The 24,800-nt window shown below is 40.1% G+C and carries 23 protein-coding genes and 1 riboswitch; of the genes, 15 read left to right on the top strand and 8 right to left on the bottom strand.

Annotated features, from left to right (window positions below):
- Positions 1 to 161: 161 nt before the first annotated feature.
- Both FW757_RS06830 and FW757_RS06825 read right to left on the bottom strand, forming a co-directional pair.
- The gene (locus FW757_RS06830; protein ID WP_145240207.1) at positions 162 to 1,460 is read right to left on the bottom strand and encodes a porin; all 1,299 of its coding nucleotides are present in this window, start codon (positions 1,458 to 1,460) and stop codon (positions 162 to 164) included.
- A gap of 118 nt (positions 1,461 to 1,578) precedes the next feature.
- Positions 1,579 to 2,073, bottom strand: a complete 495-nt coding sequence (locus FW757_RS06825; RefSeq protein ID WP_145240209.1) for a MarR family winged helix-turn-helix transcriptional regulator — start codon at positions 2,071 to 2,073, stop codon at positions 1,579 to 1,581.
- A 335-nt stretch (positions 2,074 to 2,408) separates the two neighbouring features.
- Here FW757_RS06825 and FW757_RS06820 point away from each other — a divergent pair, with 335 nt between their 5' ends.
- The 4 genes from FW757_RS06820 (at position 2,409) to FW757_RS06805 (ending at position 8,415) form a co-directional block, all read left to right on the top strand.
- Positions 2,409 to 3,260: a D-hexose-6-phosphate mutarotase gene (locus FW757_RS06820; protein WP_182739467.1), complete on the top strand. Its 852-nt coding sequence runs from the start codon at positions 2,409 to 2,411 to the stop codon at positions 3,258 to 3,260.
- A gap of 68 nt (positions 3,261 to 3,328) precedes the next feature.
- Positions 3,329 to 3,901 carry a PH domain-containing protein gene (locus FW757_RS06815; protein WP_182739466.1) on the top strand — a complete coding sequence of 191 codons (573 nt, stop codon included), beginning with the start codon at positions 3,329 to 3,331 and terminating at the stop codon, positions 3,899 to 3,901.
- Positions 3,894 to 5,429 carry a PH domain-containing protein gene (locus tag FW757_RS06810; protein ID WP_446441030.1) on the top strand — a complete coding sequence of 512 codons (1,536 nt, stop codon included), beginning with the start codon at positions 3,894 to 3,896 and terminating at the stop codon, positions 5,427 to 5,429. Before FW757_RS06815 ends, FW757_RS06810 begins: the two co-directional genes overlap by 8 nt.
- Positions 5,430 to 5,574: 145 nt before the next feature.
- On the top strand, positions 5,575 to 8,415 hold the full coding sequence (locus FW757_RS06805) for a TolB family protein (protein WP_446441044.1): 2,841 nt from the start codon (positions 5,575 to 5,577) through the stop codon (positions 8,413 to 8,415).
- 34 nt (positions 8,416 to 8,449) lie between these two features.
- Here FW757_RS06805 and FW757_RS06800 read toward each other — a convergent pair whose 3' ends face one another.
- Both FW757_RS06800 and FW757_RS06795 read right to left on the bottom strand, forming a co-directional pair.
- A complete protein-coding gene (locus FW757_RS06800) occupies positions 8,450 to 9,595 on the bottom strand; it encodes a tetratricopeptide repeat protein (protein ID WP_182730693.1) in 1,146 nt (381 codons plus the stop codon).
- 46 nt (positions 9,596 to 9,641) lie between these two features.
- Positions 9,642 to 10,781: a PepSY-associated TM helix domain-containing protein gene (locus FW757_RS06795; RefSeq protein WP_182767417.1), complete on the bottom strand. Its 1,140-nt coding sequence runs from the start codon at positions 10,779 to 10,781 to the stop codon at positions 9,642 to 9,644.
- 300 nt (positions 10,782 to 11,081) lie between these two features.
- On the opposite strand from FW757_RS06795, the gene FW757_RS06790 reads away from it, so the two are divergent.
- The 4 genes from FW757_RS06790 to FW757_RS06775 all read left to right on the top strand — a co-directional run bounded on the left by FW757_RS06790 (position 11,082) and on the right by FW757_RS06775 (position 13,894).
- The gene (locus FW757_RS06790; protein ID WP_149982258.1) at positions 11,082 to 11,696 is read left to right on the top strand and encodes a PQ-loop repeat-containing protein; all 615 of its coding nucleotides are present in this window, start codon (positions 11,082 to 11,084) and stop codon (positions 11,694 to 11,696) included.
- An 81-nt stretch (positions 11,697 to 11,777) separates the two neighbouring features.
- On the top strand, positions 11,778 to 12,605 hold the full coding sequence (locus tag FW757_RS06785) for a hypothetical protein (protein WP_149982257.1): 828 nt from the start codon (positions 11,778 to 11,780) through the stop codon (positions 12,603 to 12,605).
- Complete coding sequence (locus FW757_RS06780) at positions 12,602 to 13,087, top strand: pilin (protein WP_182717523.1); 486 nt, start codon at positions 12,602 to 12,604, stop codon at positions 13,085 to 13,087. The genes FW757_RS06785 and FW757_RS06780 overlap by 4 nt, the downstream gene beginning before the upstream one ends.
- A gap of 18 nt (positions 13,088 to 13,105) precedes the next feature.
- Positions 13,106 to 13,894, top strand: a complete 789-nt coding sequence (locus FW757_RS06775; RefSeq protein ID WP_446441029.1) for a PhzF family phenazine biosynthesis protein — start codon at positions 13,106 to 13,108, stop codon at positions 13,892 to 13,894.
- Between the two features lie 59 nt (positions 13,895 to 13,953).
- Here FW757_RS06775 and FW757_RS06770 read toward each other — a convergent pair whose 3' ends face one another.
- Positions 13,954 to 14,196, bottom strand: a complete 243-nt coding sequence (locus FW757_RS06770) for a hypothetical protein (protein WP_182717521.1) — start codon at positions 14,194 to 14,196, stop codon at positions 13,954 to 13,956.
- A 325-nt stretch (positions 14,197 to 14,521) separates the two neighbouring features.
- Between FW757_RS06770 and FW757_RS06765 the strand changes: the two genes are divergently transcribed.
- From FW757_RS06765 to FW757_RS06740, 6 genes are all read left to right on the top strand, one after another.
- Positions 14,522 to 15,700: an efflux RND transporter periplasmic adaptor subunit gene (locus tag FW757_RS06765; protein ID WP_149982253.1), complete on the top strand. Its 1,179-nt coding sequence runs from the start codon at positions 14,522 to 14,524 to the stop codon at positions 15,698 to 15,700.
- A gap of 15 nt (positions 15,701 to 15,715) precedes the next feature.
- Complete coding sequence (locus FW757_RS06760; RefSeq protein ID WP_149982252.1) at positions 15,716 to 18,886, top strand: efflux RND transporter permease subunit; 3,171 nt, start codon at positions 15,716 to 15,718, stop codon at positions 18,884 to 18,886.
- Between the two features lie 135 nt (positions 18,887 to 19,021).
- A riboswitch (cyclic di-GMP riboswitch) is annotated at positions 19,022 to 19,114 on the top strand.
- Positions 19,115 to 19,233: 119 nt separating this feature from the next.
- Positions 19,234 to 19,800: a chitin-binding protein gene (locus tag FW757_RS06755; protein ID WP_182761804.1), complete on the top strand. Its 567-nt coding sequence runs from the start codon at positions 19,234 to 19,236 to the stop codon at positions 19,798 to 19,800.
- 102 nt (positions 19,801 to 19,902) lie between these two features.
- Positions 19,903 to 21,978 (top strand): S9 family peptidase, encoded by a 2,076-nt coding sequence (locus tag FW757_RS06750; RefSeq protein ID WP_182739461.1) that lies wholly within the window; start codon positions 19,903 to 19,905, stop codon positions 21,976 to 21,978.
- Between the two features lie 48 nt (positions 21,979 to 22,026).
- Positions 22,027 to 22,200 (top strand): hypothetical protein, encoded by a 174-nt coding sequence (locus FW757_RS06745; protein ID WP_182717519.1) that lies wholly within the window; start codon positions 22,027 to 22,029, stop codon positions 22,198 to 22,200.
- A gap of 24 nt (positions 22,201 to 22,224) precedes the next feature.
- Positions 22,225 to 22,425, top strand: a complete 201-nt coding sequence (locus FW757_RS06740) for a hypothetical protein (protein ID WP_182717518.1) — start codon at positions 22,225 to 22,227, stop codon at positions 22,423 to 22,425.
- Here FW757_RS06740 and FW757_RS06735 read toward each other — a convergent pair whose 3' ends face one another.
- Positions 22,426 to 22,899 carry a Dps family protein gene (locus tag FW757_RS06735; protein WP_182717517.1) on the bottom strand — a complete coding sequence of 158 codons (474 nt, stop codon included), beginning with the start codon at positions 22,897 to 22,899 and terminating at the stop codon, positions 22,426 to 22,428.
- Positions 22,900 to 23,248: 349 nt separating this feature from the next.
- On the opposite strand from FW757_RS06735, the gene FW757_RS06730 reads away from it, so the two are divergent.
- On the top strand, positions 23,249 to 23,458 hold the full coding sequence (locus FW757_RS06730) for a hypothetical protein (protein ID WP_149982248.1): 210 nt from the start codon (positions 23,249 to 23,251) through the stop codon (positions 23,456 to 23,458).
- Here FW757_RS06730 and FW757_RS06725 read toward each other — a convergent pair.
- Positions 23,455 to 24,051 carry a PGAP1-like alpha/beta domain-containing protein gene (locus FW757_RS06725; RefSeq protein ID WP_145240252.1) on the bottom strand — a complete coding sequence of 199 codons (597 nt, stop codon included), beginning with the start codon at positions 24,049 to 24,051 and terminating at the stop codon, positions 23,455 to 23,457. The two genes, FW757_RS06730 and FW757_RS06725, sit on opposite strands and share 4 nt — an antisense overlap.
- A 28-nt stretch (positions 24,052 to 24,079) precedes the next feature.
- Positions 24,080 to 24,616, bottom strand: coding sequence for a YaeQ family protein (locus tag FW757_RS06720; protein ID WP_145240254.1), 537 nt, complete (start codon positions 24,614 to 24,616; stop codon positions 24,080 to 24,082).
- Positions 24,617 to 24,800 lie beyond the last annotated feature (184 nt).

Raw genomic sequence — 24,800 nt, 5'->3', positions numbered from 1 at the left:
GCTTGCGATTCAACCTGATGTCGCTGTTCTTTTTATATCCTATTATGAGCTGATGGGAATGTAATTGCTTGCAGTCATTGCTTACAGCGTTATGACGGATGAGTTTATGAGGGGGTAACCTCTTAAGACTAACCCCCCTAATTACAGGCTGATTTTAAAGATTAAAAGTAATAGCCAATATTAATATTAAATCGACGCTCGGTTTCATTACTATCACCGGCAACAGAGCCACCTACAAATGCTTGATTGCGGGCATGAACTAAATCAAAGTAAGTGAACAAGCCGCCAGCCGCGACGGATACCCCGGTAACATTCATCCAAGTATCGGCAGTGTCATCAGACTTGTTATAGATCGCGCTGTAATCATTATAAAATTGCAGGTTGCTTACTGGACCCCATTCAACCGGTACGCTGTAAGCGACATTAAAGCTACTGGTGGTTGCATCGGTCGCAATAGAGTCATAAAACCCATATGCGCCAACCGCGATACGATTAGTGTCATCGATATTGTAGTCATATTCGCCATGCTGTAGCTGAATATTCCAATTATTGATAACGCTGTTTACATGCAGTGCCCATGCGTTGTAACTTCCTGCGCGGTCTTGGCCGTCATGTAAGCCACCGGCCAAGCCTGATATTCCGACTTCTGTGGTCATGCCTTTGCCGTGTTCAAAGTAATAGGCGTAGCGGCCGGCAAAGGTATTATACTCACCAAGCCCTTTGCTCGGTTCGGCATAAATACCCTCGTCGACGGTGCGACTACCAACAATATCGTACGAATAGCGATGGCTGCGATCTTCAACATAACCATCGACACCACCGAGTTCGTCATTTTTGAAAAAACCTAAATCGAGCTGCCAGTTATCAGCTACTTTACGTTTAAACATCACGCCTAAATCATGATCGTCTTCTAAACCAACGTAGTAGTTTGCACTAAAGAAATAGTTATGGGAGTTATAAGGATCATTACCAAACGGCACTTTTGTGATACCTACTTGCACTTGCCAGTCGTCAGTAAATTGATAGCCTGCCCATGCTGATTTTATTGCGGTCATGTAATCAAAAAAGCGGATCTCTCCGCCGATCAGGACTCCACCAATATCGCCAGAAACATTTAAACGGAAAATATCAAAATCAAAATCGCCACCACGGTTTTTATTGCCGTCATCATATGAGGTGTGACTGTAGTTAGTACGAATTGCACCACCAAATTTAACTCCGGATAGGGCTGTTTCGGTATTATCTTGAGTTTGCTTTGCGATAGTCTTGGTCTGTTCTTCAAGCTGTTGATTAACTTTAGCTTGTTTTGCTTTTTCAGCCGCAAGCTGCTGTTGCAGTTGCTGCATCTGTTGTTGGAGTTGAGAAAGTTGAGCTTGCATAGCATCAATGTCTGAAGCATATGAGGCGCTGCTTGTTGCGCCTAGCATAGTCGCGAAAGCTAACTTTGATAGTTTAAGCATGATAAATCGCTATTCTTGATATAGGTCTGTATAGAATAGACTAATTGTACCTTTAACCCAAGTTAACTAACCATGCGTTCTAGGGTAATCATTTGTTTAATATGATTTTATAAACTATTTATTCGGTGGGTTTGCCTTCAGCGGCGCGGGTCAGCACACCAACTTCTAATAAAGGAGCTGCATCTATACTTTGAGCATCCATCATAGTAGCAATACGCTGCATTGATGATAGTAGCTGGCTTTGTTCCCACTCGTCTAAGGCTGAGAACTTTTCAATAAAGTGTTCTTGTAACGGTTGTGGTGCTGCTTGCAGAATCGTTTGACCATTTGCAGTGAGGTAAAGACTCACTCGACGTTTGTCTAATTGGCTGCGAACACGCGTCACTAAATCGCGGTTTTCTAAGCGATCCAAGATATTAGTTACAGTTGCAGGACTCAGGTTTACATTTTGGGCAATGCGACTGGCTGTAATACCATCAGTTTGTGCTACTTCAGTCATAATTAATAGCTGCGGACCGGTAAGGCCGGAGATTTTATTTAACTGCTTAGAATGGAGGTCGATCGCGCGGATCACTTTACGTAAAGAAACCAATAATTCGTCATATTTTTTCATTTTTATCTCATTCGCAGATGGTTTGCGGTCAAGGCGCTCGCGCAATCAATAAATATTACACATCTAATAAATAGAGTTCAAATAGATAAGGTCGATTTATACTGTATTATTGGCTTTACACAGATCTGTGGCTGTTTTTTATTTGTTTTGAGTTGAAATTAAATTTAGTTCATTTGCATATTATTTAATTAAACGTTTTTGGTGCTGAGCTTACCTATAAGTCATGACAGAGTGAAAAATTGTAAATTTGACATAAAAACTCACTAAATAATATTTACTAATTGGTTGGGGATTGGGTAAGGTGAGATAGGTTTTTCATTTTTATGGGACGTATAATGAAGTTATCTCCATCTGTAAGCATCGAACAAACTGACACTGGTTTAGAATATATCAATGTTGCAAGCGAGCTTTGTAGCGCTAAAATTTTTCTACAAGGTGCACAACTCACTGAATTCACGCCAAGTGGCAAAAAGCCATTAATTTGGGTATCAAGCGAAGAAGATTACCAAGAAGGTAAAAGTATACGTGGTGGCATTCCTATTTGTTGGCCATGGTTTGGTGTCAATCCAAATCCTGAGTGGCCAATTCACGGTGTAGCACGTACGAGCTTATGGCGAGCAGATGAAGTTGCAGAGCAAGACGATGAAATTCGAGTTAGCTTAACCTTGCCAATGGCACAAGTTGATGAAACCTACTGGCCACACAAATCAAAGCTAAAGGTTGAATTTATACTAACTAATCAGCTTGAAGTGCGTTTAACAACCACTAATTTAAGTAACCAAACTATTACTTTCACGCAAGCGCTGCACACTTATTTTCCAACCCCTGCTATTGAAGAAACTCAAGTGGATGGGCTGCAAGGTTCCAAATATATTGAGTTTAGCGAAGGCCCGTTTGATCAAGATGGACTGGTTGGTTTTGCTCGTGAAACAGATATGGTTTATACCCAAGCCGCAGTTATCCAGCGTATTATTACCCCGGATGGAATTATTGAAGTCGGCCGTGAAAACTCCAGCTCTTGTGTGCTGTGGAACCCGTGGATTGATAAGTCTAAGCGTTTATCTAATTTTGCTGATGATGAATACCATACAATGTTGTGCCTTGAAGCGGCAAATGTAATGGATGATAGTGCGATTGTAGCGCCAGGCGAAAGTCATACCTTAGCGACGACCATTCGCTGGGTGTAATATAGGGCCGCAACTTTGCTATAAATCAAAGCCAACGTATCAAATCGTTGGCTTGTTAAGGAAAAAAAGTGTTCGAAAACCACCAACTGGACGTCTTACCCCAACATCAACAAATAGTATATAAGCCACTGGCAGATAAAGCGTTGCTGCACGCTCAGCTTAACTGGCTGCTGTTTTATCTACCATTAACTGCAATATTAGGCGCTGTTTGCTTTTTTAATCAGGAGTTTGCAGCACTGGCACAAACGAGCTTACTGATTGGTTTACCAATTATTTTAGCTTTATCGCTAGCTTATAACGTTGTCAGTATGCGACTTAAAGGAATTGCTATGCGTGAGCATGATATAGCTTATCGCAAAGGCGTTATTTGGCAGCAGGTGACGATTTTACCTTTCTCACGAGTGCAGCACACAGAAATACATCGTGGCCCTTTGGAGCGAAAACTGGGCTTGGCTAGCTTGCGTTTGTATAGTGCTGGCGGAATGAGCGCCGATCTCAACATTAGTGGCTTAAGTCATGATGATTGTAAAAATATCCGTCAGTATATTCAAAAGTACACTGAAGCAAAACAAGTATCTAACAATACCAGCAATCAAGCCGGTGATAGTGTATTAGCTACTGATGAGTCGTTAAATGGATAATTTGAAATGGCAGCGTGTTTCGTCTTGGTCACTGGTTTATTTTATCGTGCATTTTGCTTTCCGATTTGTCAAAGACGGTGTATTTAACTTACTACCTATTATGGTTGTGTTTGTTACGCAAGTTGAAAATAAGTGGTTTTGGGGGCAAGTTGCATTAGCGGTAGCGATTATTAGCTTGTTAATTTATTCATTTTTTTACTATATTAATTTTCGCTTTTGCATTACTGATGAGCATGAAATATTACTTAATAAAGGGGTGTTTAAAAAAGAGCGTTTAACCTTGAACTTTTTGCGAGTGCAGAATGTTAATATTGCCGAACCGTTTTATTTTAAGCCTCTGGGTTTGGTTAACTGTATTTTTGATGCCGCTGGCAGCACTAGCCAAGAGGCTGTATTACCCGGGGTTACATCGCTATATGCAGAGCAAATGCGCGAGCGAGTATTGGCTTATAAAGAAACCCAACAACAAACTGCAGCTAAGCAGCAACCTGAAGATACACATACCAACGAACCACAACAATGTTTGGTGCTGAGCAATAAAGAAGTTGCAAAATTTGGCTTGATGTCGAATATGGCTATTTTGGCATTAGCAGCGCTTGCACCTTTTATGAATGTTGTGCTGGAGTTTTTAGAAAAAGCGGTGATCAATCGCCTAGAATCATTCTATCAGCAAGAAGTGGGCGTGTTGGTTGATGCTGCAGCACTCGCTGTGTTTTCAATACTTGTGCTTGTTGTGTTGGTTGCCGTTTTATTATCGGTATTAATGTCATTAATCCGCTTTTATAATTTTCAGCTTTACTTTCAGGCCGGAAAATTTAAACGCATTGCTGGATTATTAGAGCGTCATCAGTTGTCGGTGAGTCTTGATAAAGTACAATCTCTGCTGATTAAGCAAAACCTAATTGCACGACTACTTAAACGTTATACCGTGCAGTGCTTGCAAGCAACCAGCGGCGGCTTTAGCGCGGGCGCAAAGAGCAAACAAAGCTTAGTGATGCCAGTGCTTTCACTTGAGCAAGTAAAACAAGTTTGTCAGTGGGTACATCCTTGGCTTAATTTAACCAGTGATGATTTTAGAGCACTCAACTTTAAAGGTGTCGAAAAAGCGTTACTGATCAAAAATCTATGCTTTTATGCTTTGTTACCGAGCGCTTTAATTGCATTTATGGGCTATGCAGGACAAGGTTACAGCCCGGTATATGGCCTGCTTTGTGCTGTATTACTAAGTTCCTTGGTGTACTTATCATATCGACGATACGGTTATTATTTTTATCAATATCAAGGGCGATATTACGCAGTGTTTCGCAGTGGCATGATAAGTGTGCATTATCGAGTGTTTGAACTATATAAAGCGCAAAGCACGCGCGCAGTAAGCACTTATTTTATGCGAAAAAGTGGTTTGAAGAGCTTGTCTATACAACTCGCTGCGGGCACAGCGACTATGCCTTATATCAAAGCAGAGCAAGCCGATGAAATTATCGACTTTATTCTCTGCCAAGCTGAATCTGATCAACGAAGTTGGATGTAATTCACCGCTTTCAAGTTCTTAGTATGGTATTTTATTAGGCGATAAAGCGTAATAGCGGTAACTCACGTTTTCTTACATTTTTATGCTCTCTTTTTAGGCTAAGTTATGACAATAATGGATTTAAAATAAGAGATCAGGGAACATGATGAAAAAAACCTTACTCGCTACTTCGTTATTATTAGCCACACATACACAGGCCGCCGTGCAATGGCAAACTATTCATACCGAACACTTTAATGTTCATTACAGTCAAGAAAATGCAGATTGGGCACGCTCTGCGGCCAATGAATTAGAAATCGTCCGCAGCAAAGTGCTTGAGCAACAAAATCGTGCTTTAGATGAGGCGGTTGATGTGGTGGTGTTTGATCCACTCAATGCCGCTAATGGTTTTGCATTACCGGTTTCAAATAAGCCATTGATGGCGCTTTTTACTACACCACCGCAGTCAGATACAGTGATCTCAAATAATAGTGGTTGGCAGCAATTACTGGTACTGCACGAATATATTCATCTAGTGCATTTAGCACAACCTACCCGCAGTAAATGGCGTCAAGAGCTCAGGAATATTTGGGATTTATACGATATAACACACAGCGAGATGCCTCGCTGGGTGGCAGAGGGTTACGCAACATTACTTGAATCGAAAATGACGGGGCGTGGTCGGTTATTTGATAACTACAGCGAGGCGATTTTAATCGAATTTGCTCAGCAAGGTGCATTGCCCCGCTATGATCAGTTGAATAGTACAGATGGTGGCTTTATGGCTGGCTCTATGGCGTATTTAATGGGCGCCCGATTTTTAGCTTGGCTAGAGAAAAACTATTCAGAGCAAACCCTTGATGCTGTTTGGACGCGTATGCAAGGGGTTAAGCAACGCGAATTTGATGACGCATTCGAAGGGGTCTTTGGTGACTCTGCGAGTAAGTTGTATCGACGTTTTATTGCTGAGTATACCTATCAAGCAATGAGTAAAGAAAGAAGTGAACAGTCACTTACTAGTGAGCTTTGGTTGGCGTTAGATCACTATGCTAGTGGTCCTGCTTTATCACCAAATAGCGAGCAACTTGCAGTGGTGGAGCGTGATCAAGACGGCAAGACTCAGTTAAAACTCTACAGTACTGAGGATAACCTCAAAGCTGCAGAAGAGTTTAACCAAGAGCAACAAGAGCTACTCGCTGATGATCCTAAAGATGTTGCTGATAAACCACCCAAGGTGTTTCAACGTAAGCAAAAGCAAGTCTTGAATCAAATCAATCGTGCGGGTATTCAAAACCCACAATGGCTAAATGACGACGTGTTGTATTTTTCAGCCTACAGCAACGTAGATAATATTGATAATCAGCGTATATCAGATATATTTAGCTGGGATACGCAAACCGGTGAAGTTACCAAACTAACTGATTTAGCTGGCCTGCGGCGCTTTAGTATTGCAGATAATGGGCAAACACTTTATGGAGAACAGGTTAAAGGGGGTTACTCAGAGTTAGTGCGAGTTGATTTACAAACCGGTCAAGCTCAACCATTATTCGAAAAAAGTCTAGCAACGGTTTACGATTATCCTGTAGTTAGCCCCGATCAACAGCAACTCGCCTTTCTTAAAACTGAGTTTAATCATAATTGGCAATTGTATATACAAGATATTGATGGACAAAAATCAATTGCTGTACCAATGCCTAAGGGATATCAATACTTATCACAACCAAGTTGGAGTGCGGATGGCAAGCAGCTTTATTTTGTTGCAGGATTAGCTCAGGCAACGGATATCTACCGTTATGATTTAACTACACAACGTTTGTTCAAGCTGACTCAAGGCCAACAAGCGGTTGCTAATCCACTCGCATTATCTGACGGGGATTTACTGTATTTTTCAATCAGTAGTGATGGCCCTGACATTATGCAGCTACAGGTAAATAATAACGAAGAAGAAATCACCGATTTTGCAACTAACAGTATTGCGCCTTTGTTGCTTGTGAATGAGCACACCTTGCCAAAAGCTCAAATATATCAACAACCCATTGGTGAGCAAACGCACTACGATATTTGGCAGCAAAAAGCCACTTTTGCGTTAGGTGAACAATATCATTCAGCCTCTGCGGCATTATTTTCAGCGAGTATTAAAGGCAGCGATTTACTCAAGCAATTAGATTGGCAGCTGGGCTACAGTGTTGATTTACATGACACTGCACTGCAAGGCATTTATGCCCAAGCACGTTACAGTGCGCTTGCAATCAAGTTTGACAGCCAGTTATTTTCTTATGATTTGAATGCTAGCAAGCAATATCAGCATGGCCTGTTGGCTGATCAGTCAGTGCAAGGCGGCTATATTGCTGCCAGCCTGCCACTGAGCTTTGGAGAGTTTAAAGTACAGCCAGAACTGGCTTATAACTACTCAGAGATAGATGATGCAAATATCAAGCAAGAGCAGAGTTCACAGTGGCTTAGAGTCGGCTTGAAGCAATCTTGGAGCTATGACAGACAAGATTATGCCATTGGCCAAGCGATTGATGCGCGTTGGTATAGTGGCGATAGCGACACGCAGAATTGGCAGGGCTATGATGTTGCTGCGCAGCTATTTGGTAAAGCGCTGGCAATCCCGATGTATGCTAATTATAGCCAGCAATATAGAGATGATAGTGAGTTGCGATTAGGTGGTTTTAGCTCTTCGTTGTTATCAAAAAATATTCGCAGTGACCTTGTTTTTGCACCTGAACTGCCCTTTTACAGCGCTATTGGCAAACGCTATCAAGGTTATGGTGGAGGTATTAGCTGGGCAGAAGGCATGCCATGGTTGTACTATCAACAGCATCAGATTGACCAACAGGTATACGGGCAAAGCTATGGTGTGAAATGGCAAGGCCCCTTTAGTTTTGGCTTAGGCCCTGCAGGCCTCAATGATGTGAAACTTGATTTTGGCCTAGTCAGAGTCGAAGGCGACAGCTTTGATGATGAGCTTAGAGGCTGGCTCGGGTTTTATTATTCGTTGTAAACGCTTACGCCTTGAGTCTTTTCACTCAAGGCGGTTATTGGTGACTTCTTATAGCGGCAAGCTTTGCCGCATAAATACTACGTTGTTGATGATCTCTTTCGAGATCCATAGCTTGTTTGAGTAATTTATGAGCGTCATTTAAATTACCTTGCTGATAACGGATTTTTGCAAGAGCTACATAGGGATCAGCCAAATAAGGTGCCTTGTTTATTGCTTCATCTATGTGTTTTTTAGCGCTCATTAAGCGCCCACTCAATGCTTCTGTTTCACCAAGAGCAATTAATTCATAAGGATCTTTTTCTTGAGCACCTAACAATGAATTAATTTGTTCAACTAACATTTCATTGCCAATATCTTCTGCGAGTACTTTGTAATTGCTTAGTAAGTTTAAACTTTGTAATTGCTGATCAAGCGCTGTTTGGTAAATTAATTGACTGGTTGTTTTATCGTTAATTCGACGATGTAATATAGCCGCAAGATTGAATAACTCAGCATCATTTGGGGCGTACTGATTAGCCTTAATTAACAAGCTATACACTTGATTATAATCACTTTCTAGTAAAGCATCAGCCGCTAAATTACTATAATATTTGGCAATGAGATCCTCATAACTAGCACTGCCAACATAAAAACTTCCTCGCGAAGGAAAATAGTCAATAAGTACTCCTGGTCGAATAAAAGTAATTTGATCGTCATCTTCAGTGAAAGGGCTATATAACTTAGTACGAAAATGGTTAGCAATAAATACCAGATTGCCTTCTTTGGCGTAAACAGGCTGGCTTGTCATTTCTTGAAAACCAGTTTCCAGATCAATTAAGTTTGCATAGGCTTGGGTTAATATTGCCAGACTTATACAGTTACCATGAGATAACTCGAGGGTTTGCTCTGCTGTGAGGGTATCGCCATGATAGCTAAAATTACTAAAGCTGCGTTCAATGTAGTTATAAAGAATAATATCGTCAGTTAAACCGTCTTGGCGTTGATTCTCGACATAAGATAGAAAGATCTTAGCTTCATCGTTGGGCAGTTGAAAAATAACTTGTTCTGAAGGGACTTGCTGTAACTCAAAGAGAGTGTGATTTAGTAAACTAGTTAGTGTTGGCGCAACCGTACTCTGCTGTTCTGTGCTTTTACAAGCTGTTAATAAACATATTAATAATAAAGAAAAGTAAAGTTTCATAGTTACCTCAGCGTTTAGATAAAGGTACGCTGAGGTAAAAATTTAATCAAGTATTAAATGCTGTCGCTGTTCGCCTTTGCTCGCGATTTCTTTGTGATTGTTTTTTACGGTTACGGCGGCTAAGCCACAAGTAAAAACCAGTGCCTGCAAGCCATACTGGGCTTAGGCCAATCACGCACCATAAGATTTTACTGAGTAAACCGGCAAAATAACCAAAGTGTAATTTTCTAAAGCTATCAATTACTTTCCAACCAATGCCGACTTCGCGAATATCCCAGTTAGCTATATGTTCACCGGTTTTTTTATCATAAGTAATGGTGTTGGCGTATTCGCTTGCCAGTGGATTGTTGCTATCAACTTCACCAAATAGCGTAATGTTTTCGTCAGGCTCCAGTGGCATAACTAAAAAAGTACCATTAAATGTCGGGATTTGTTTTTTGCTATCATCCAGAATGGCTTGAAAGTTAATGGTATCGCTATGTAAGTTTTTGGTGAGTATAAAATGCTGTTCTTCTGCGTGTTCGACTACTTCGTGATACCACACAGCCCAATTAAAGTAGCCGCCAGTGATCGCCAAAATTAAAATAATGGGTGAGCCAAGTACCCCTGTCATTTTATGAATATCGCTTAGTACAATTTGCAGCGTCGCCTTGAAGCGTACTGAAAATAAACGTTGCCAAAATTTACGATAAATTATTAAGCCTGTAACGCCGAGGATAAATAGAAAAATTGCAAAAAAGAACCCAAGGACGGTGCCTGTTTGACCAGGTAGAGTTTTTAAATCGTTTAGCAAAAATGTGTAATGCAGTTCTAAAAACCAATCTGTGAAGTAGTGACTAGTGCTAACTGGCTGCGAGAGTATTTCGCCAGAATATTGATTGATATGAAATTTATACCAAGTGTCGGTACCGCGTTCGATTAAATAAACCCGATCAGCAGTATCATCATTAAATATTTCCCAACTACCTACTACATAGCTAGGAAATTCATGCTCAGCAACCGCTATTAATTTATCAATGGGTTTGCGTTCTGCGTGACTATCAACGACAAAGTGACTATCTGGCATGAGTAAGCCATCAATTTCACTTTTAAACACTAATACGCTGCCAGTTAGACTGATCACAATAAGTGGAATCAAAGCACAAAGCGCAATCCAACTGTGTATTTTAAAAAGTGTTTTTCTCATAAGGCAAAGAGTCGTCAAAATTAATTTGTTGCATGATAACAATTATCAATGTTATTTCAATTCTATGCGATGAGATGTTTGCTTACTAACGGCAAAGTGTCAGTCGAAACATGGAAACTGTAAGGTTAACTTGCCGCAGGAGTAGTGAGTTTATTTTGTACAAATGGTTGCTTGTTTTTATAGGACCTTTACAATGCCGCGCCTTACATAAAGCATATAAAAACAGTGGTTTACACTGACTTATTGTTTTGTTTATAAGTTGCTAACTTATTAATCAATTACTAACGAACGAGGTCTACTTTGGCGCATTACCTGCCTATTTTATCATCATTTATTTTAGTGTTTAGCTTTTTACCATTACTAAATAAAATTCGTAAAAACCGCAGTGTATCGGGGTTGTCATTATTAATGATGACCTTTGGGGTGGCGCAAAGTATTTATTTTATTGCATTTAATCTCTTTTTTGAACGTTACTACATGGTACTACCGTTTGTGGTGACCGGGTGTTTAAGTGGCTTAATCTTGTATTATTTTGCTCGATATAACGCCAAAACTAGAGAGCGAACTCAGTTGGCCGCTATGTTAGGTTTTTCACTATTACCGTTTTTACTGCTAGTAAACCCACAGCTAGAGACTGCTAATGTACTTACTTGGCTTACTTTTGTTGGCTTAATAATGAGTTCGGTGCGAGTCATGCCGCAAACCTATAAAACGCTGCGCAGCGGAGATATAAGCAACTTAAGTGCTCGTTATTTTAGCTTACAGTTTATTGCTGGTGTGTGTGGTTTATTTGCAGAATTAGCGATGGCAGCACCAAGTACTTCGCATCTTTTAACATTTGTGATGATCTTACTGACTAATGCCGCGCAACTTGGTTGTATTCAATATTATAAAATGCGCCCTGCAATAATATAGAATTGTTTGATTTAAAAACAAGCGATTCCAAAGTTACTGTTTTTATGGCAAATTACCTTATCGAGATAAAAGGGATAAGGTATGAATTGGAATCAACTAGGTTACTTATGTCGATTATTTTCGCCATTAAGTAACCTTACACCTGCACAGAAAAAGCAACTAAGCAGTGCCGAGCATTTACGGGTTTATAAAGCTGGGCAGCACAGTAGTCAATTAGCTACAAAATTATCAGCACAGCTTATTGATAACCGTTGTGAACACGAGCAGCAAAGACTTGCGTTATGTTATGAACAATTACCAAATGCAATTAGTACTAACGGCTTTAAATACGGGAGCAGATTAAGCTATCTGGTATTTATTTTTACTGTTTTTATTATCATTAGTCTGATTTATCAGGTTTTTGTTATACCTTCCTTTTCAGCTGTATTGAGTGACTATCATGCTCAATTAAATAACTCGCTTAGTGATGTGGCACAATTTTGGTATATATTTGTATCTCTACAAGGAATGCTTCTTTCATTAATTTTGCTCAGTGTTATACGCCTAAGCCAAATAGGCAATCTACTAAAAGCAGAACCATCATCAAGCTTTATCGATTTTATTATCCCCAAAAAAATTCGCCAGCAACACAGCGAGCTAATTGTAATACTTGAATTTCCTGTAAACGGGGCAAGTGAAAGTATTAGTTTCCCCGAGGTTGAGCATTTACAAAGTTGTCAGTTACATGGCTTAGATATTAGTAAAGAATTTGTGCTTTTAATAAAGCAAAAGCTGGCGGTGTTTAATCAAGATGCTAAAAGGTATTTGAATAAACTCATTACTATTTTCACGATTACTTTAGTTATTGCGATTGCATTATTTTTGAAAGAGGCTTATCGGCCTATCTTCGCATTGGGAGAGATCATATGAAAAATAAAGGATTTACCCTAATTGAGCTAATGGTTGTGATTGCTATCATAGGCATTCTAGCTTCTGTGGCATTGCCACAATACAGTAAATATATACAGCGCAGTGAGCTTGTAGACCCCTTAGCAATGGCTGCCGTTATACGAGAAGATGTAACGACTTTTTATTTAGAGCAAGGACGATTTCCATCAAACAATGAGGAAGCCGGTATACCTGCGAGTAAGTTTTTAATTGGCAATCGAGTAACTGGTATTGTTGTTGATGTTGGGGCTATTCATATTAGCCTTGGTAATAAAGCGTCAGTGCCTTTGCAGGGGACGATATTAACATTTCGGCCAGCTGTGGTCACGGGTAGTCCGGGTAGCCCTATAGCTTGGTTATGTGGCTACGATCAGCCAGTCGCAGGTATGCAAGCAATGGGTGAAAATAAAACCACCGTACCCAAAGATATTTTGCCGTCATCGTGTAAAGAACTTAAATATTAAAATATTATAGGTAAATGAATGCAACTGACTATCCATCAAGTAGACGCTTTTACTAACGAATTATTTAAAGGCAACTATGCAGCGGTTATTGATTTAGATAATTGGCTTGATAATGAGCTGATGCTAAACATTGGCGCAGAAAATAACGTATCCGAAACCGCGTTTACTTGTCGTCAAGCTGATGGCAGCTACGCTATCCGTTGGTTTTCACCATTAATGGAAATAGACTTTTGCGGACATGCTACACTCGCTGCGGCATTTGTGTTGTGCGAACAGCACAATATATCGCAAATTCGTTTTCAAGCTGCTGCAGACGGTGAGTTAGTTATTAATAAAAATAGCGATGGCAGCTTTGCCATGACTTTTCCAAAACAAACTCCTTTTGTTACAACAGAAATACCCTCTGAGCTATTTGCTGGCTTGTCTATACAACCCGTTAAGGTGTTGAAAAACCAACAAGCTTACTTTGCTATTTATGATAGTGAGCAAGATGTGCTAGATCTTAAAACAGACTCTGCGCTGCTTAAAACATTGTTTCCGCTAGATGTAGTTGCAACCGCACCAAGCGCAAAATACGACTTTATTTCACGTTATTTTTGGCCTGCTAATGGCGGTGATGAAGATTACGTTACCGGCTCAATTCATACCGGTCTTGCGCCTTATTGGGCTAAAGAGTTAGGTAAAACCTCGTTAAGTGCTTATCAAGCTTCTAGCCGTGGCGGACATCTGCATTGTGAAGTTGCTGCGCACACAATTACTGTAACTGGCCATGCTGTGCGCTATATGCAGGGCACCATATATTTATAATGACTATTTAATTGCTACCTTGCGGTAGTTTAATGGTGATTTGCGCGCCATGCGCTGTGTTAGCTAACTGCAGGGGCACTAATTAGGCGCTCATAGCGTGATGCATATTGACCATACACAGGCGTCATAATATCAATATCACCTTGTTGGACGGTCACCACATTGAGCGTACTCGCATTTAGCTGCGGCACAGCAGGTTGCACCGCAAAATAGCTGATGCTTGCTAGCAGTATGAGTGCGGCAACAATGAGGGCTATTTTAACTTTGTTTAGTTTTGTGGTTTTCTCAATATTAATATTCATAATCTACAAATCTACAAATCTACGAGGTTGATAGTGTAGTTAATGAAAGTTTGATGCCAGAAATGAATACTGTTTATTTTCAGTTTGTTAAGTATTTATATGGTGATTCTAAAGTGATAGCTGTTCGATATTGAACACGCAGGTGTTCGGTTTTGAAAATAACAGCAGCCGCAGGAGATAGATTTATTATCCGAAGCTCAGGTTATTTAAATAAGGACTTTGAATCTTTTTGATACGGTTTTGTAACAGTTCCTTACAAATGTCACGTTAATGTTTCATTCAGCTCTGTTATTATGGCTTTAGTAAAATATTTAGGGGACTGATTATGCGAACAACGATATTGAAATGGACACTTCCATTTGTCGCGCTTGGCTTAGGAATTGTTGGCTTTGTGGGAATTAATGCGATTGCCCAAGAGCCAGAAAAAAAAGAAATAGTTGACACTCGGCCGGTTGTAAAAGTTGAGCCTGTAGCTGCCAACGATCATCAAGTGATTATTAATAGCTATGGCGAAGTTAAGCCACTTGAAAGCACGCGTTTATCAGCGCAGGTGTCGGGTGAGGTTGTTAGTTGGCATCCTCACTTTGTTGCTGGTGGTATTGTTGCTCGTGGCGAAACCTTATTTACTATTGAGAAAGATAACTATGAAGCGGCGCTATTACAAGCCCAAGCTGAACTTGCTCAAGCAAAATCACAGTTAATCGAAGAGCAAGCACAAGCACAAGTTGCGGCGGATGAAGTAAAGCGCTTTCCTGGTAAAGAGCGTACTGCATTGTTTTTACGTGAGCCACAAGTGCTTAGCGCGCAAGCATCGGTTAAGTCAGCGCAAGCACGATTAAAGCGTGCGCAACGTGATTTAGATAATTGCGAAGTAACAGCTCCTTATGATGCACTGGTTGTAAGTCGCGATATTGGTGTAGGCCAGTATATAAATATGGGCACACAAATCGGTGAGTTAAATAATATTGAAACAGCCGAAGTGATTATTCCGATCGCTGGCTTTGACAGTGTGTTTTTACCTGAGCGAGTTAAAGGAATTACTGCAACGGTAATAAAAACCGGTTTACATGGGTTTACGCGTCAAGCTGTGGTTGATCGTGATTTAGGTATTGTTGATAGTGCAACTCGTATGAGTAGCTTAGTTGTTCGTATAGATGACCCGTATGGGTTGGTTAATAAACAGCAGGCAATTAAATATGGCAGCTATGTACAAGTCAATTTTGCTGGCACTATGCTTAATAATATCTATCGCTTACCGCAAGAACTGGTGAATAACCAAATGGTATGGATTGTTAATGATGAGCAGCAACTTGAGCCACGTAAAGTGAAAGTGATCCGCGAAGAGGGCGAGTTCTTTTATATTAGTGATGGCTTAGAGGCTGATGATCAATTAGTTATTACCTTACCAGAGTATCCGCAAAAAGGCATGGCAGTGAAAATCGCTGGTGTGCAGGATGTTAAAAAAGTTGATGCACTCGATAGTGCAACCACTGAAAAACTATAAAGGGTAGACTGCGTTATGAGTAACACTGAACTACCAAATACACCAGACTCAACGGTTGAAAAGCAGACTGGTATTATTGCCTACTTTGCTAATAACTCTGTAGCGGCTAATTTAATGATGGTTTTCATTATAGTAATGGGGATCATTAGTTTTTTAACTATCCAACGACAAATGTTCCCGAACATTGAAATTAATTACATTACAATTAATGCGAATTACCCTGGCGCGTCACCGCAAGAGATGGAAGAAAGTATTCTCGTTAAGATTGAAGAATCTTTAAAAGATATTACCGAAATTAAAAAAGGTGTATATCGCGCATTTCGTAATGGCGGCAGCGCCCAGTTAGAAATCAATACTGATGCAGAGCTCACCGATGTACTGGATAAAATTAAGTTGCGGGTTGATGGTATCGCTACTTTCCCCGCAGGCATGGAGCCGGTCACCATAAGTCAAATAGAGTTTCGCCAAGATGTAATAGGCATGACATTAGTTGCCGACCTACCACTGAATGAGCTCAAACCGATAGCTAACCGCATTGAAGATGAGCTATTACAGCTATCAAATGTATCACTGGTGGTCAATGATGTACCACTGGATGAAATTGCCATTGAGATTGAACCAGACACATTACGTCGTTACAACTTAACCTTAAGCGAAGTCGCTGATGCTGTTCGTCGTTATTCCGCCAACTTTTCAGCAGGACAATTAAAAACCGATGCTGGGGTTATTTCTGTTCGAGTTGAAAACCAACTGTATTCAGGTGAGGAGTTTCGCCAAATACCAGTAAAAATTGGTGATAACGGCGCTAAAGTTTTACTGCAAGATATTGCAATTATTAAGGACCAATTCACCGAAGGCGAACGTTACTTTAAGTTCAATGGTGAAAATGCCGTTTATTTATCAGTAAAAGCGACGGAAGAGCAAAGTATTATTCCTGTTGCGGATTCAGTTAAAGCGTTTATTGATCAAAAAAATAAAGACTTACCGCCGGGTGTCCGCTTAGAGCCATTAATGGATATGACCTATTACTTAAATGCTCGCTTAGATATGATGGTAAATAACCTGATCCAAGGTGCAATTTTAGTCGCTATTATGCTTTCTTTGTTTTTACGTTTTAAGCTTGCGCTATGGGTAATGATTGGCTTGCCGGTATGCTTTTTAGGCGCCATGATGATGATGCCGCTGTTTGGTGTAACCATTAATATCTTGTCATTATTTGCCTTTATTATGGTGCTAGGGATTGTGGTGGATGACGCCATTGTCATCGGAGAAAGTGCCTACACCGAAATAGAGAAAAAAGGCGGTGGAGTTGTTAATGTCGTTAATGGCGCTAAAAAAGTCGCAACTCCTGCAACCTTTGGGGTGTTAACCACAGTTGCGGTATTTGCGCCATTTACGTTATCGACAGGCCCTGAAAGTGCATTCTTTTTTGGGATCGCAGTCGTGGTTATGTTGTGTTTAATATTCAGCTTAATAGAATCAAAGCTTATTCTACCTGCACATATTGCCCATACTAACTTCCCGCCAATTAAACCAGATAGCTGGCGAGCACGTTTTAATAAGCGCTTTTTTGGTTTTGTAAATGGACCATATCGACGTTTTATAGTGCGTTGTGTAGAGTGGCGTTGGGCGGTACTGTTCTCGTTTATTTCATTACTGATCGTCACTTTTGCCTTGATTGCATCAAACAATGTGCGTACTGGTTTTATGCCGAAGATCCCGCATGACTATCCGCAGATCAACTTAGAGATGAATGATAATGTCTCTGATATACAAACCATTGAAGCAATTCGTGAAATCGAAGCTATGGTGATTGCCGTTGATAAAGAGACTGAGCGGGAATATGGTCAAAAACTAATTAGAGATGTACTTGTGTTTAACCAAGGTCGTACTGAAGCGCAAATACTTGCACCATTAGTTGAAGAGGATTTACGTCCTTATAACGCGTTTGAACTTTCTCGTCGTTGGCGTGAAGCGATGCCAACCATTGCTGGTGTTAAGTCGCTTATTATTTATGACGATGTGAATGCCCAAGGTGGTGGTGATGGTGAGTTTGGTTACTTATTATATGGCTCAGATATCGACACTTTAAATGATGCTGGGCGTCGTTTTATTCAATTATTGCAACAACAAGACGGTTTGTTTGATATTAGCTCGACTATTGACCCTGCCAGCAAAGAAGTGCAAATGAGTTTAAAACCTGTGGCTTATGACCTCGGTTTAGACTTAGCCTCAATAGCAAACCAAGTTGGTGCAAGTTTTTACGGTGGTGAAGCACAGCGTGTTATTCGCCGTGGTGAAGAAGTGCGGGTGATGGTACGTTATCCAAAACTAACCCGCGAAGCGTTTTCATCGCTCAAGCATGCAGTTATCACCACACCGCAAGGTAAAGAAGTGTTACTTGGTGATGTGGTCGAGCTGACTGAAAAACCGGGCATTAGCTATATTCGCCGTGAAGGTGGTTATCGTACTGTGTATGTTTATGGCAATATCGACGAGGAAGTGATCGAGCCAAATGAAGTAATTACACAAGTAAAAGACAAGCTATTACCTCAACTAAAAGAAGAGTTCCCAAGCGTTAAATCAGAGCTTGGCGGTGCTATTGAAGAGCAGCAATCACAAGCAAATCAGCAAAAAATGTTCTTTTTTGGTGGCATGATTTTAGTATATATCTTGTTGGCTGTACCTTTGAAAAGCTATGCGCAACCTTTGATTGTAATGTCGGTGATCCCGTTTAGTTTGACGGGGGCTGTATGGGGGCATTATTGGTTTGGCTTAGATCTAACCTTAATGTCGGGCTTTGGTATCATTGCCGCAGCGGGTGTAGTTATTAATGATTCGCTGGTTATGACCGACTTTGTTAACCAAGCTCGCCGTGAAGGTATCGCTATCAAAGATGCGGTGATAGAGGCCGGTTGTGCTCGTTTTAGACCTATATTGCTGACATCTATTACTACATTTGCGGGCGTATTGCCGATTATGTTTGAAACCAGCTTACAGGCTAAATTTGTAATACCTATGGCTGTAGCGCTTGGATTTGCAGTAATGTTTGCAACCTTAATCACGTTAATATTAGTGCCGTGTTTGTATATCATAATGAGTGATGTAGGTAAGGTGTTTAAAGCTTTATTTAATGAAATTATGCTCTTATTTAAAAGTAAACAAGGGCCGCAGTTAGATCGTTAGTTTCAATTTGTTACTACGAACTTTAAAAGCCAATACGTAATGTATTGGCTTTTTTATTTTTATATACCTAAGTATTGCTTTTTATTGGCGGTTACATTCTTTAGTTTTATCTTTGAGCTATGTCACATTATACTCACGCTGTTTTGGCAAACTAATCGAAAGGTTAGGACGCAAAGTTTCCGGTCTAAGGTTTTAGTGTGCTAAAACTAAGATAGCGGGGCCGTTGCACAGGGTAATATTAGCCTCACTGTGTGTCATCAGCCCTACAATATAGTTAAAAAGTATTTCTTTTATCCAATAAATACTGGATAGTACCTATTAGATGTTCTTAAGGTGTTGCTTTGTTTATGCATACGTCATTGGCCTGTGGAAATTGGATGCCAATAGGTTGTCTAAATCATCATACCCAATTATTTGTGGGTGATATGGTGACAGTGACTTTTTATGACACGCAAGGAGAGCTAGTCGATTTATCATTTCAATATGAAATTATCACCGAAGAACAAGGTGAGCCACATAATTGGCCGCGTTTTGTCGCGGAATATATTAATACCCATATACCACTAGTTGAAGCAGGAAGAATGACTGAGCAAGGTTTAGTGGTAGCTTATCGTTCAAACCAGATTTATGCACTTGAAGGCTGCGGGATTACTCGTGCGGAATTAACTTTTCAATGTATTGCTAAATGTGATGATTACCAAGCCGTTAAGCCTGCATATGACTATATCTACCCTGAAAAATGCAGTGTTTATAATGCGGGTGTAAAAGTGTTACAGCCAAAAACAGGCTTAATTTATAAATGCAAACCTTGGCCTTTCAGCCAGTTTTGCAATGTGAAAGAAGAAAATAATCCACTTTATGAGCCCGGTGTGGGACAAAGTTGGGATTTAGCCTGGCAGCAAGTTTCCCCTTAATGCTATTTAGCATTTTTCGGCCCACTCATTGAGTGGGCTTTTTTATGCACTTTTGAAAATTATGTTAAACTCCAGCCATCGAAATTTTTTATTGGTTTTTCTGTGGCTCTATCAAACTTATCGTTGTCTTCACTTCCTAATGCTCCTGTTGCACGTAAACAGCCGCACACGTTAACAACACACCAAAAAATACGCATTGATGATTATTATTGGATGCGTGATGACGAACGTACAGAGCCAGCGATGCTGGCACATTTAGCCGCTGAAAATGACTATTGTGAACAGCAATTAGCACCTATTCAGTCTTTTCAGAAGCAACTGTTCGAAGAACTAAAAGGGCGTATTGTTAAAGACGATAATACTTTTCCTGTTAAAGATGGTCAGTATTGGTATCACTCTGAAGTACGTGGCGATGATGAATATTCTCGCCATTACCGTAGTCGTCAGATGGATGCGGCAGATAAGCAGCTACTGTTAGATGTAAATATACTTGCAGAAGGTTTTGAATTTTATGAATTAGGCGAGGTGGCAATTAGTCCTAATGAACAATTGTTGGCTTACTCTGAAGATACCGATGGTCGTCGTATCTATACCGTAAAGTTTAAAGTTATTGATAACGATGATTTACTTGAAGATGTATTAGAAAACACCGAAGGGCAAATCGTTTGGGCAAACGACAATAAAACGGTTTTTTACGTAAAGAAAGACCTTAAAACGTTATTAGGTTATCAAGTTTATCGCCATGTATTAGGTACTAAGCAAGCGCACGATGTATTGGTATATGAAGAGCAAGATCGAAGCTTTTTTATGGGGCTTGGTAAAAGCCGTGATGAGGGGCTGATCATTATTGATTTAGCCACTACAGAAACGAACGATACTTGGGTGCTAGATGCTGATCAGCCGCAAGGAGTGTTTACTCAGTTACTGCCACGCGAAGAAGGGCATGAGTTTGATGTTGATAAACTCGGCGATACGTTTTATATCGTGACCAATTGGCAAGCTAAAAACTTTCGTTTAATGACGGCTAATACAAGCACCATTGCAGATAAAACACAGTGGCTTGAGCATACCCCTCATCGTGATAGCGTTTTATTAGAAGGCGTAGAGCTGTTTGACGATTTCTTGGTGCTTACTGAGCGCGAGCAAGGACAAACACGCTTTGTGGTCATTAATAAGCAACAGCAGCGTATGACCTTAGAATTTGATGATCCTTGTTATTATGCTGCCATTGCAATGAATCCTGAGCATGATACGTACGTAGCTCGTATTTATTACTCAAGCCTCACCACGCCAGGTTCATTATTTGAAGTAGACTTAAATAATGGTGATAAAACTTTATTAAAACAACAGCAAGTATTAGGCAGTTTTGATCCGCAAAACTATGCCTCTGAAAGATTAATGGTAACAGCGCGTGATGGTATTAAAGTGCCCGTGTCGCTGGTTTATCGTAAAGATAGTTTTGCTAAAAATGGCACTAATCCACTGTTTCAATATGGTTATGGGGCGTATGGCATAACCATTGATCCGAGCTTTTCGAGTACCTCATTAAGCTTACTCGATCGTGGTTTTGTGTATGCTATAGCACATGTTCGTGGTAGTGAGATGTTGGGCCGTGATTGGTACGAGCAAGGCAAAAAACAGCATAAGCAAAATAGCTTTAACGACTTTATTGATGTAACCAAAGTATTGGTTGAGCAAGGTTATGGTGCGCAAGATAAAGTGTTTGCTTCAGGCGGTAGTGCCGGTGGCTTACTAATGGGAGCGGTTGTTAACCAAGCGCCAGCGCTTTATTTAGGAATTGGCTGCCATGTGCCATTTTTAGATGTGCTAACCACCATGCTGGATGAGTCAATACCTCTAACTACCAATGAATACGATGAATGGGGTAATCCAAATGACCCTGCCTATTATGATGTGATTGCTCAGTATTCACCGTATGACAATATTACCGCACAGGCATACCCACATATTTTAGTGACTACCGGTTTGCATGATTCACAAGTGCAATATTGGGAGCCGATGAAGTGGGTGGCTAAAATGCGTGAATATAAAACTGACGATAATATTTTGGTGTTTAAAACCGATATGGATGCCGGTCACGGCGGAGCATCAGGGCGTTTTAAAAGCTTGGAAGAAAAAGCATTAGAGATGGCTTTCTTTATCAGTTTGGCTGATTAAGTGTGATTTTCTATTCAATTGAGTTTCACTATGTTTGGAGGTACTTATATGTTTAATGTACATGGGCGCTGGGAATACTCAATTGAATCACCAACAATATATATCAAAGTGATTGGATGTTTTAATCGAGAAGGTATACAGGCTTTTACCAAGGATGTATTTGCTGATTTAGCAAAGTTGCCGCCTCAATCCATTGAATATGCGGTGATTAACTTAGCTTAGTTTGAATTAGCGACCGCAGATAGCTTGGCGGTTGCAACTGAATACTTTCATGGTGTTAAAGCGCGCGGTTATAAACGTGTTGTTTATATTCAAGCAAGTGCTGTAGCCAAAAGTTTGCTGGAACATATCTGGCGGGGTAGCGATATGGATATACAATTTTACGATGATATTCCAGGTTACTTAGCTAAGCACCCGGAACATCTATATATTAAAACCTGGTTATGATTAATTTAAATAAGCTTTAAGCATCCACACTAGCTTCTCTTGCTCAGTTATATAATCACTCATCAATGAAGCCGTACCTTCATCTTGTGCATCACTTGCTTGCTCTAAAATATCGCGCTGCATTTTAATTAGCGTGCTGTAACCAGCGAGTAAGTTTTCGACTGCAGCGACACCATCACTGATATTTTTTGCTTCTTTAATTTTGCTGATCTCTAAGTAATCAGAAAATGCATGCAGTGGTGCGCCATCAAGCGTTAAAATACGCTCAGCGACTTCATCTACTTTTAAAAGTAATAGGTTATAAATTTCTTCAAACTTGACGTGTAGTTCAAAAAAGTTGCGACCTTTAATATTCCAATGAAAACCGCGGGCATTCATATATTGAATTTGATAACTACTTAGCAGGGTATTGAGTGACTTGACGATATCTTCACTTTTCGCGCTGTTAAGACCAATTGCGTTTACCTGTGACATAACTTCTCCTTAATAAACTGATAAGATGTTTTCTAAACACTGAAGCAAGTATCAGCCATTTTTAGTAATCTGTAAAATGGTTAAAATCGATAACCTTAATAGATTTTACCTATTAGCCAACCTGCTGTAGTAATTAATTTGTTCGTACAATAGAGATGGGCTCCAATCTTTAAAAAACCACCCTAAAAATCAAAATAACCGCAAATCGCTTAATAAAAGCACAATAAGATGATCTAAAACAAGCTTTTATAGCAAGCTATTACATGGCGAGTGGTTATTTGATTTAGGTCAAAATTAACGTTTTTAGTCGGCGCATAATCAACACAGATAAATTTGATGGAGAGATAACATGCAGGCTAAAACACAAAAAGAAAGTAAAATGGAATTAGTTGTTATTGGTATAGCGTTGATTGCATTTGTAGTTGGCTTAGTCGGCCATTTAGCAGGAGCAAGCTTTGCTAACTTTGATACCTTTGGTTATATCGCAGCGCCAACACCACTGATCTTAGCAATCATCGCATTTGTTGCCTATAAAGTGGCTGCTAGTGCAGAAGATTAAACCAGCAACTCAACAATATAATTCATCACTTGGCGTGAGTAGATCATACTGGTGTGACTTAAATGAAACACTTTATGTTCTGCCATGCCTTTGAGTTTGGTTTCATCAATTAATACCGTACCATCTGATTGACTACCTTTGGCAATTAGCGGCATGAGGCCGATCGGTAAATCGCCAGCAATACTATAAAGCTTGGCATTAAATGGCCAATCACCATTTTCGGTCAGTAAAAACTCCACACTGTTTTTTAAAAATACATCAAAGCCTTTTTGCTGCATTCTGCGGGCTATATGGCTGCCTTTATGCGGTGTGCCTAAAGTAATAACTTTTGTTACGTTTTGGCTTTGCTCTGAATTTGCAGCAAGGTATGCACGCGCCACCAGTCCGCCCATTGAATGACAAACAAGGGCCGTATTTTTATCATTAATAAAATTATCAATCTGTTTAAAAATAGCGGCGCGATCGGGAGACAATGTATTGTAAGAGAGGTTGAGAATATCCAACCCAGACTTTTCGAGCTGCGAGCATAAAGGGCGCATTACAAAGCCAGACATATACAATCCGTGTAATACCACAACGCGTTTAACAGTCATACACCCTCTTAATCTATTGAACCTACAATTACATTAATTGTACTGGTTTTATTTCAATGTTAACTGAATCAGAGCTCACCCATACATCACCATCTTGAATGGTAATAGTCAGCGATATATTGCGATCAACCAGCGCTGCCAGCGCTTGAGTTGTAGCAAAATCTAAACTAAAAATACTTAAATTTTTAAACTCATACAATTTAGGTTGATGCTTTTGCCACCAAATTGCTTGGTTGTTTTCACCATAAGTGTATAGCACCACTTTTTTAGCTTTATTACAGGCTTTTTTAACACGCTTTTCATCAGGTAAACCAAGCTCAACCCACAGCTCGATCTCATCGCTATAGCTTTTATGCCACAGCTCTGGTTCATCATCAGCCGATAAACCCTTAGTAAATTCTAAACCATCACAGGCATTAAGTGCATAGGCAAGCAAGCGGATCATCAAGCGTTGCTCGGTTTCTGAAGGGTGTTGTGCCAAGGTTAAATTAAAGTCTTGGTATACGTTGCGGTCCATATCGCTTAGCGATAACTGCGCTTTAATAATCGTCGATTTAAGAGCCATAACAGTTTATTTAAAAAAATTTGCGTCAGTATAGCGCAATTAAGGGCTGAGCCAGTTAAAATAGCCCGAAATTATCTGTAGGAGTTAAAAATGGCTATCCAGTGGTTCCCTGGTCGCTTGAATTAATTTCCGTAGCAATCCGGTGTTTTATTTTATTTACTTATAGAACAATCATTTAAAGTTA

The organism is Pseudoalteromonas sp. 1181_04, from assembly GCF_052850545.1.
This window is presented reverse-complemented; position numbering and strand designations above follow the sequence as displayed.

Coding starts and splice junctions, on each gene's coding strand:
- FW757_RS06820 (WP_182739467.1), top strand. CDS start 2,409: ATGAAGTTATCTCCATCTGTAAGCATCGAACAAACTGACACTGGTTTA.
- FW757_RS06765 (WP_149982253.1), top strand. CDS start 14,522: ATGCGAACAACGATATTGAAATGGACACTTCCATTTGTCGCGCTTGGC.
- FW757_RS06780 (WP_182717523.1), top strand. CDS start 12,602: ATGAAAAATAAAGGATTTACCCTAATTGAGCTAATGGTTGTGATTGCT.
- FW757_RS06735 (WP_182717517.1), bottom strand. CDS start 22,899: ATGTCACAGGTAAACGCAATTGGTCTTAACAGCGCGAAAAGTGAAGAT.
- FW757_RS06755 (WP_182761804.1), top strand. CDS start 19,234: ATGCATACGTCATTGGCCTGTGGAAATTGGATGCCAATAGGTTGTCTA.
- FW757_RS06725 (WP_145240252.1), bottom strand. CDS start 24,051: ATGACTGTTAAACGCGTTGTGGTATTACACGGATTGTATATGTCTGGC.
- FW757_RS06760 (WP_149982252.1), top strand. CDS start 15,716: ATGAGTAACACTGAACTACCAAATACACCAGACTCAACGGTTGAAAAG.
- FW757_RS06825 (WP_145240209.1), bottom strand. CDS start 2,073: ATGAAAAAATATGACGAATTATTGGTTTCTTTACGTAAAGTGATCCGC.
- FW757_RS06775 (WP_446441029.1), top strand. CDS start 13,106: ATGCAACTGACTATCCATCAAGTAGACGCTTTTACTAACGAATTATTT.
- FW757_RS06770 (WP_182717521.1), bottom strand. CDS start 14,196: ATGAATATTAATATTGAGAAAACCACAAAACTAAACAAAGTTAAAATA.
- FW757_RS06800 (WP_182730693.1), bottom strand. CDS start 9,595: ATGAAACTTTACTTTTCTTTATTATTAATATGTTTATTAACAGCTTGT.
- FW757_RS06745 (WP_182717519.1), top strand. CDS start 22,027: ATGTTTAATGTACATGGGCGCTGGGAATACTCAATTGAATCACCAACA.
- FW757_RS06810 (WP_446441030.1), top strand. CDS start 3,894: ATGGATAATTTGAAATGGCAGCGTGTTTCGTCTTGGTCACTGGTTTAT.
- FW757_RS06720 (WP_145240254.1), bottom strand. CDS start 24,616: ATGGCTCTTAAATCGACGATTATTAAAGCGCAGTTATCGCTAAGCGAT.
- FW757_RS06785 (WP_149982257.1), top strand. CDS start 11,778: ATGAATTGGAATCAACTAGGTTACTTATGTCGATTATTTTCGCCATTA.
- FW757_RS06830 (WP_145240207.1), bottom strand. CDS start 1,460: ATGCTTAAACTATCAAAGTTAGCTTTCGCGACTATGCTAGGCGCAACA.
- FW757_RS06805 (WP_446441044.1), top strand. CDS start 5,575: ATGAAAAAAACCTTACTCGCTACTTCGTTATTATTAGCCACACATACA.
- FW757_RS06730 (WP_149982248.1), top strand. CDS start 23,249: ATGCAGGCTAAAACACAAAAAGAAAGTAAAATGGAATTAGTTGTTATT.
- FW757_RS06795 (WP_182767417.1), bottom strand. CDS start 10,781: ATGAGAAAAACACTTTTTAAAATACACAGTTGGATTGCGCTTTGTGCT.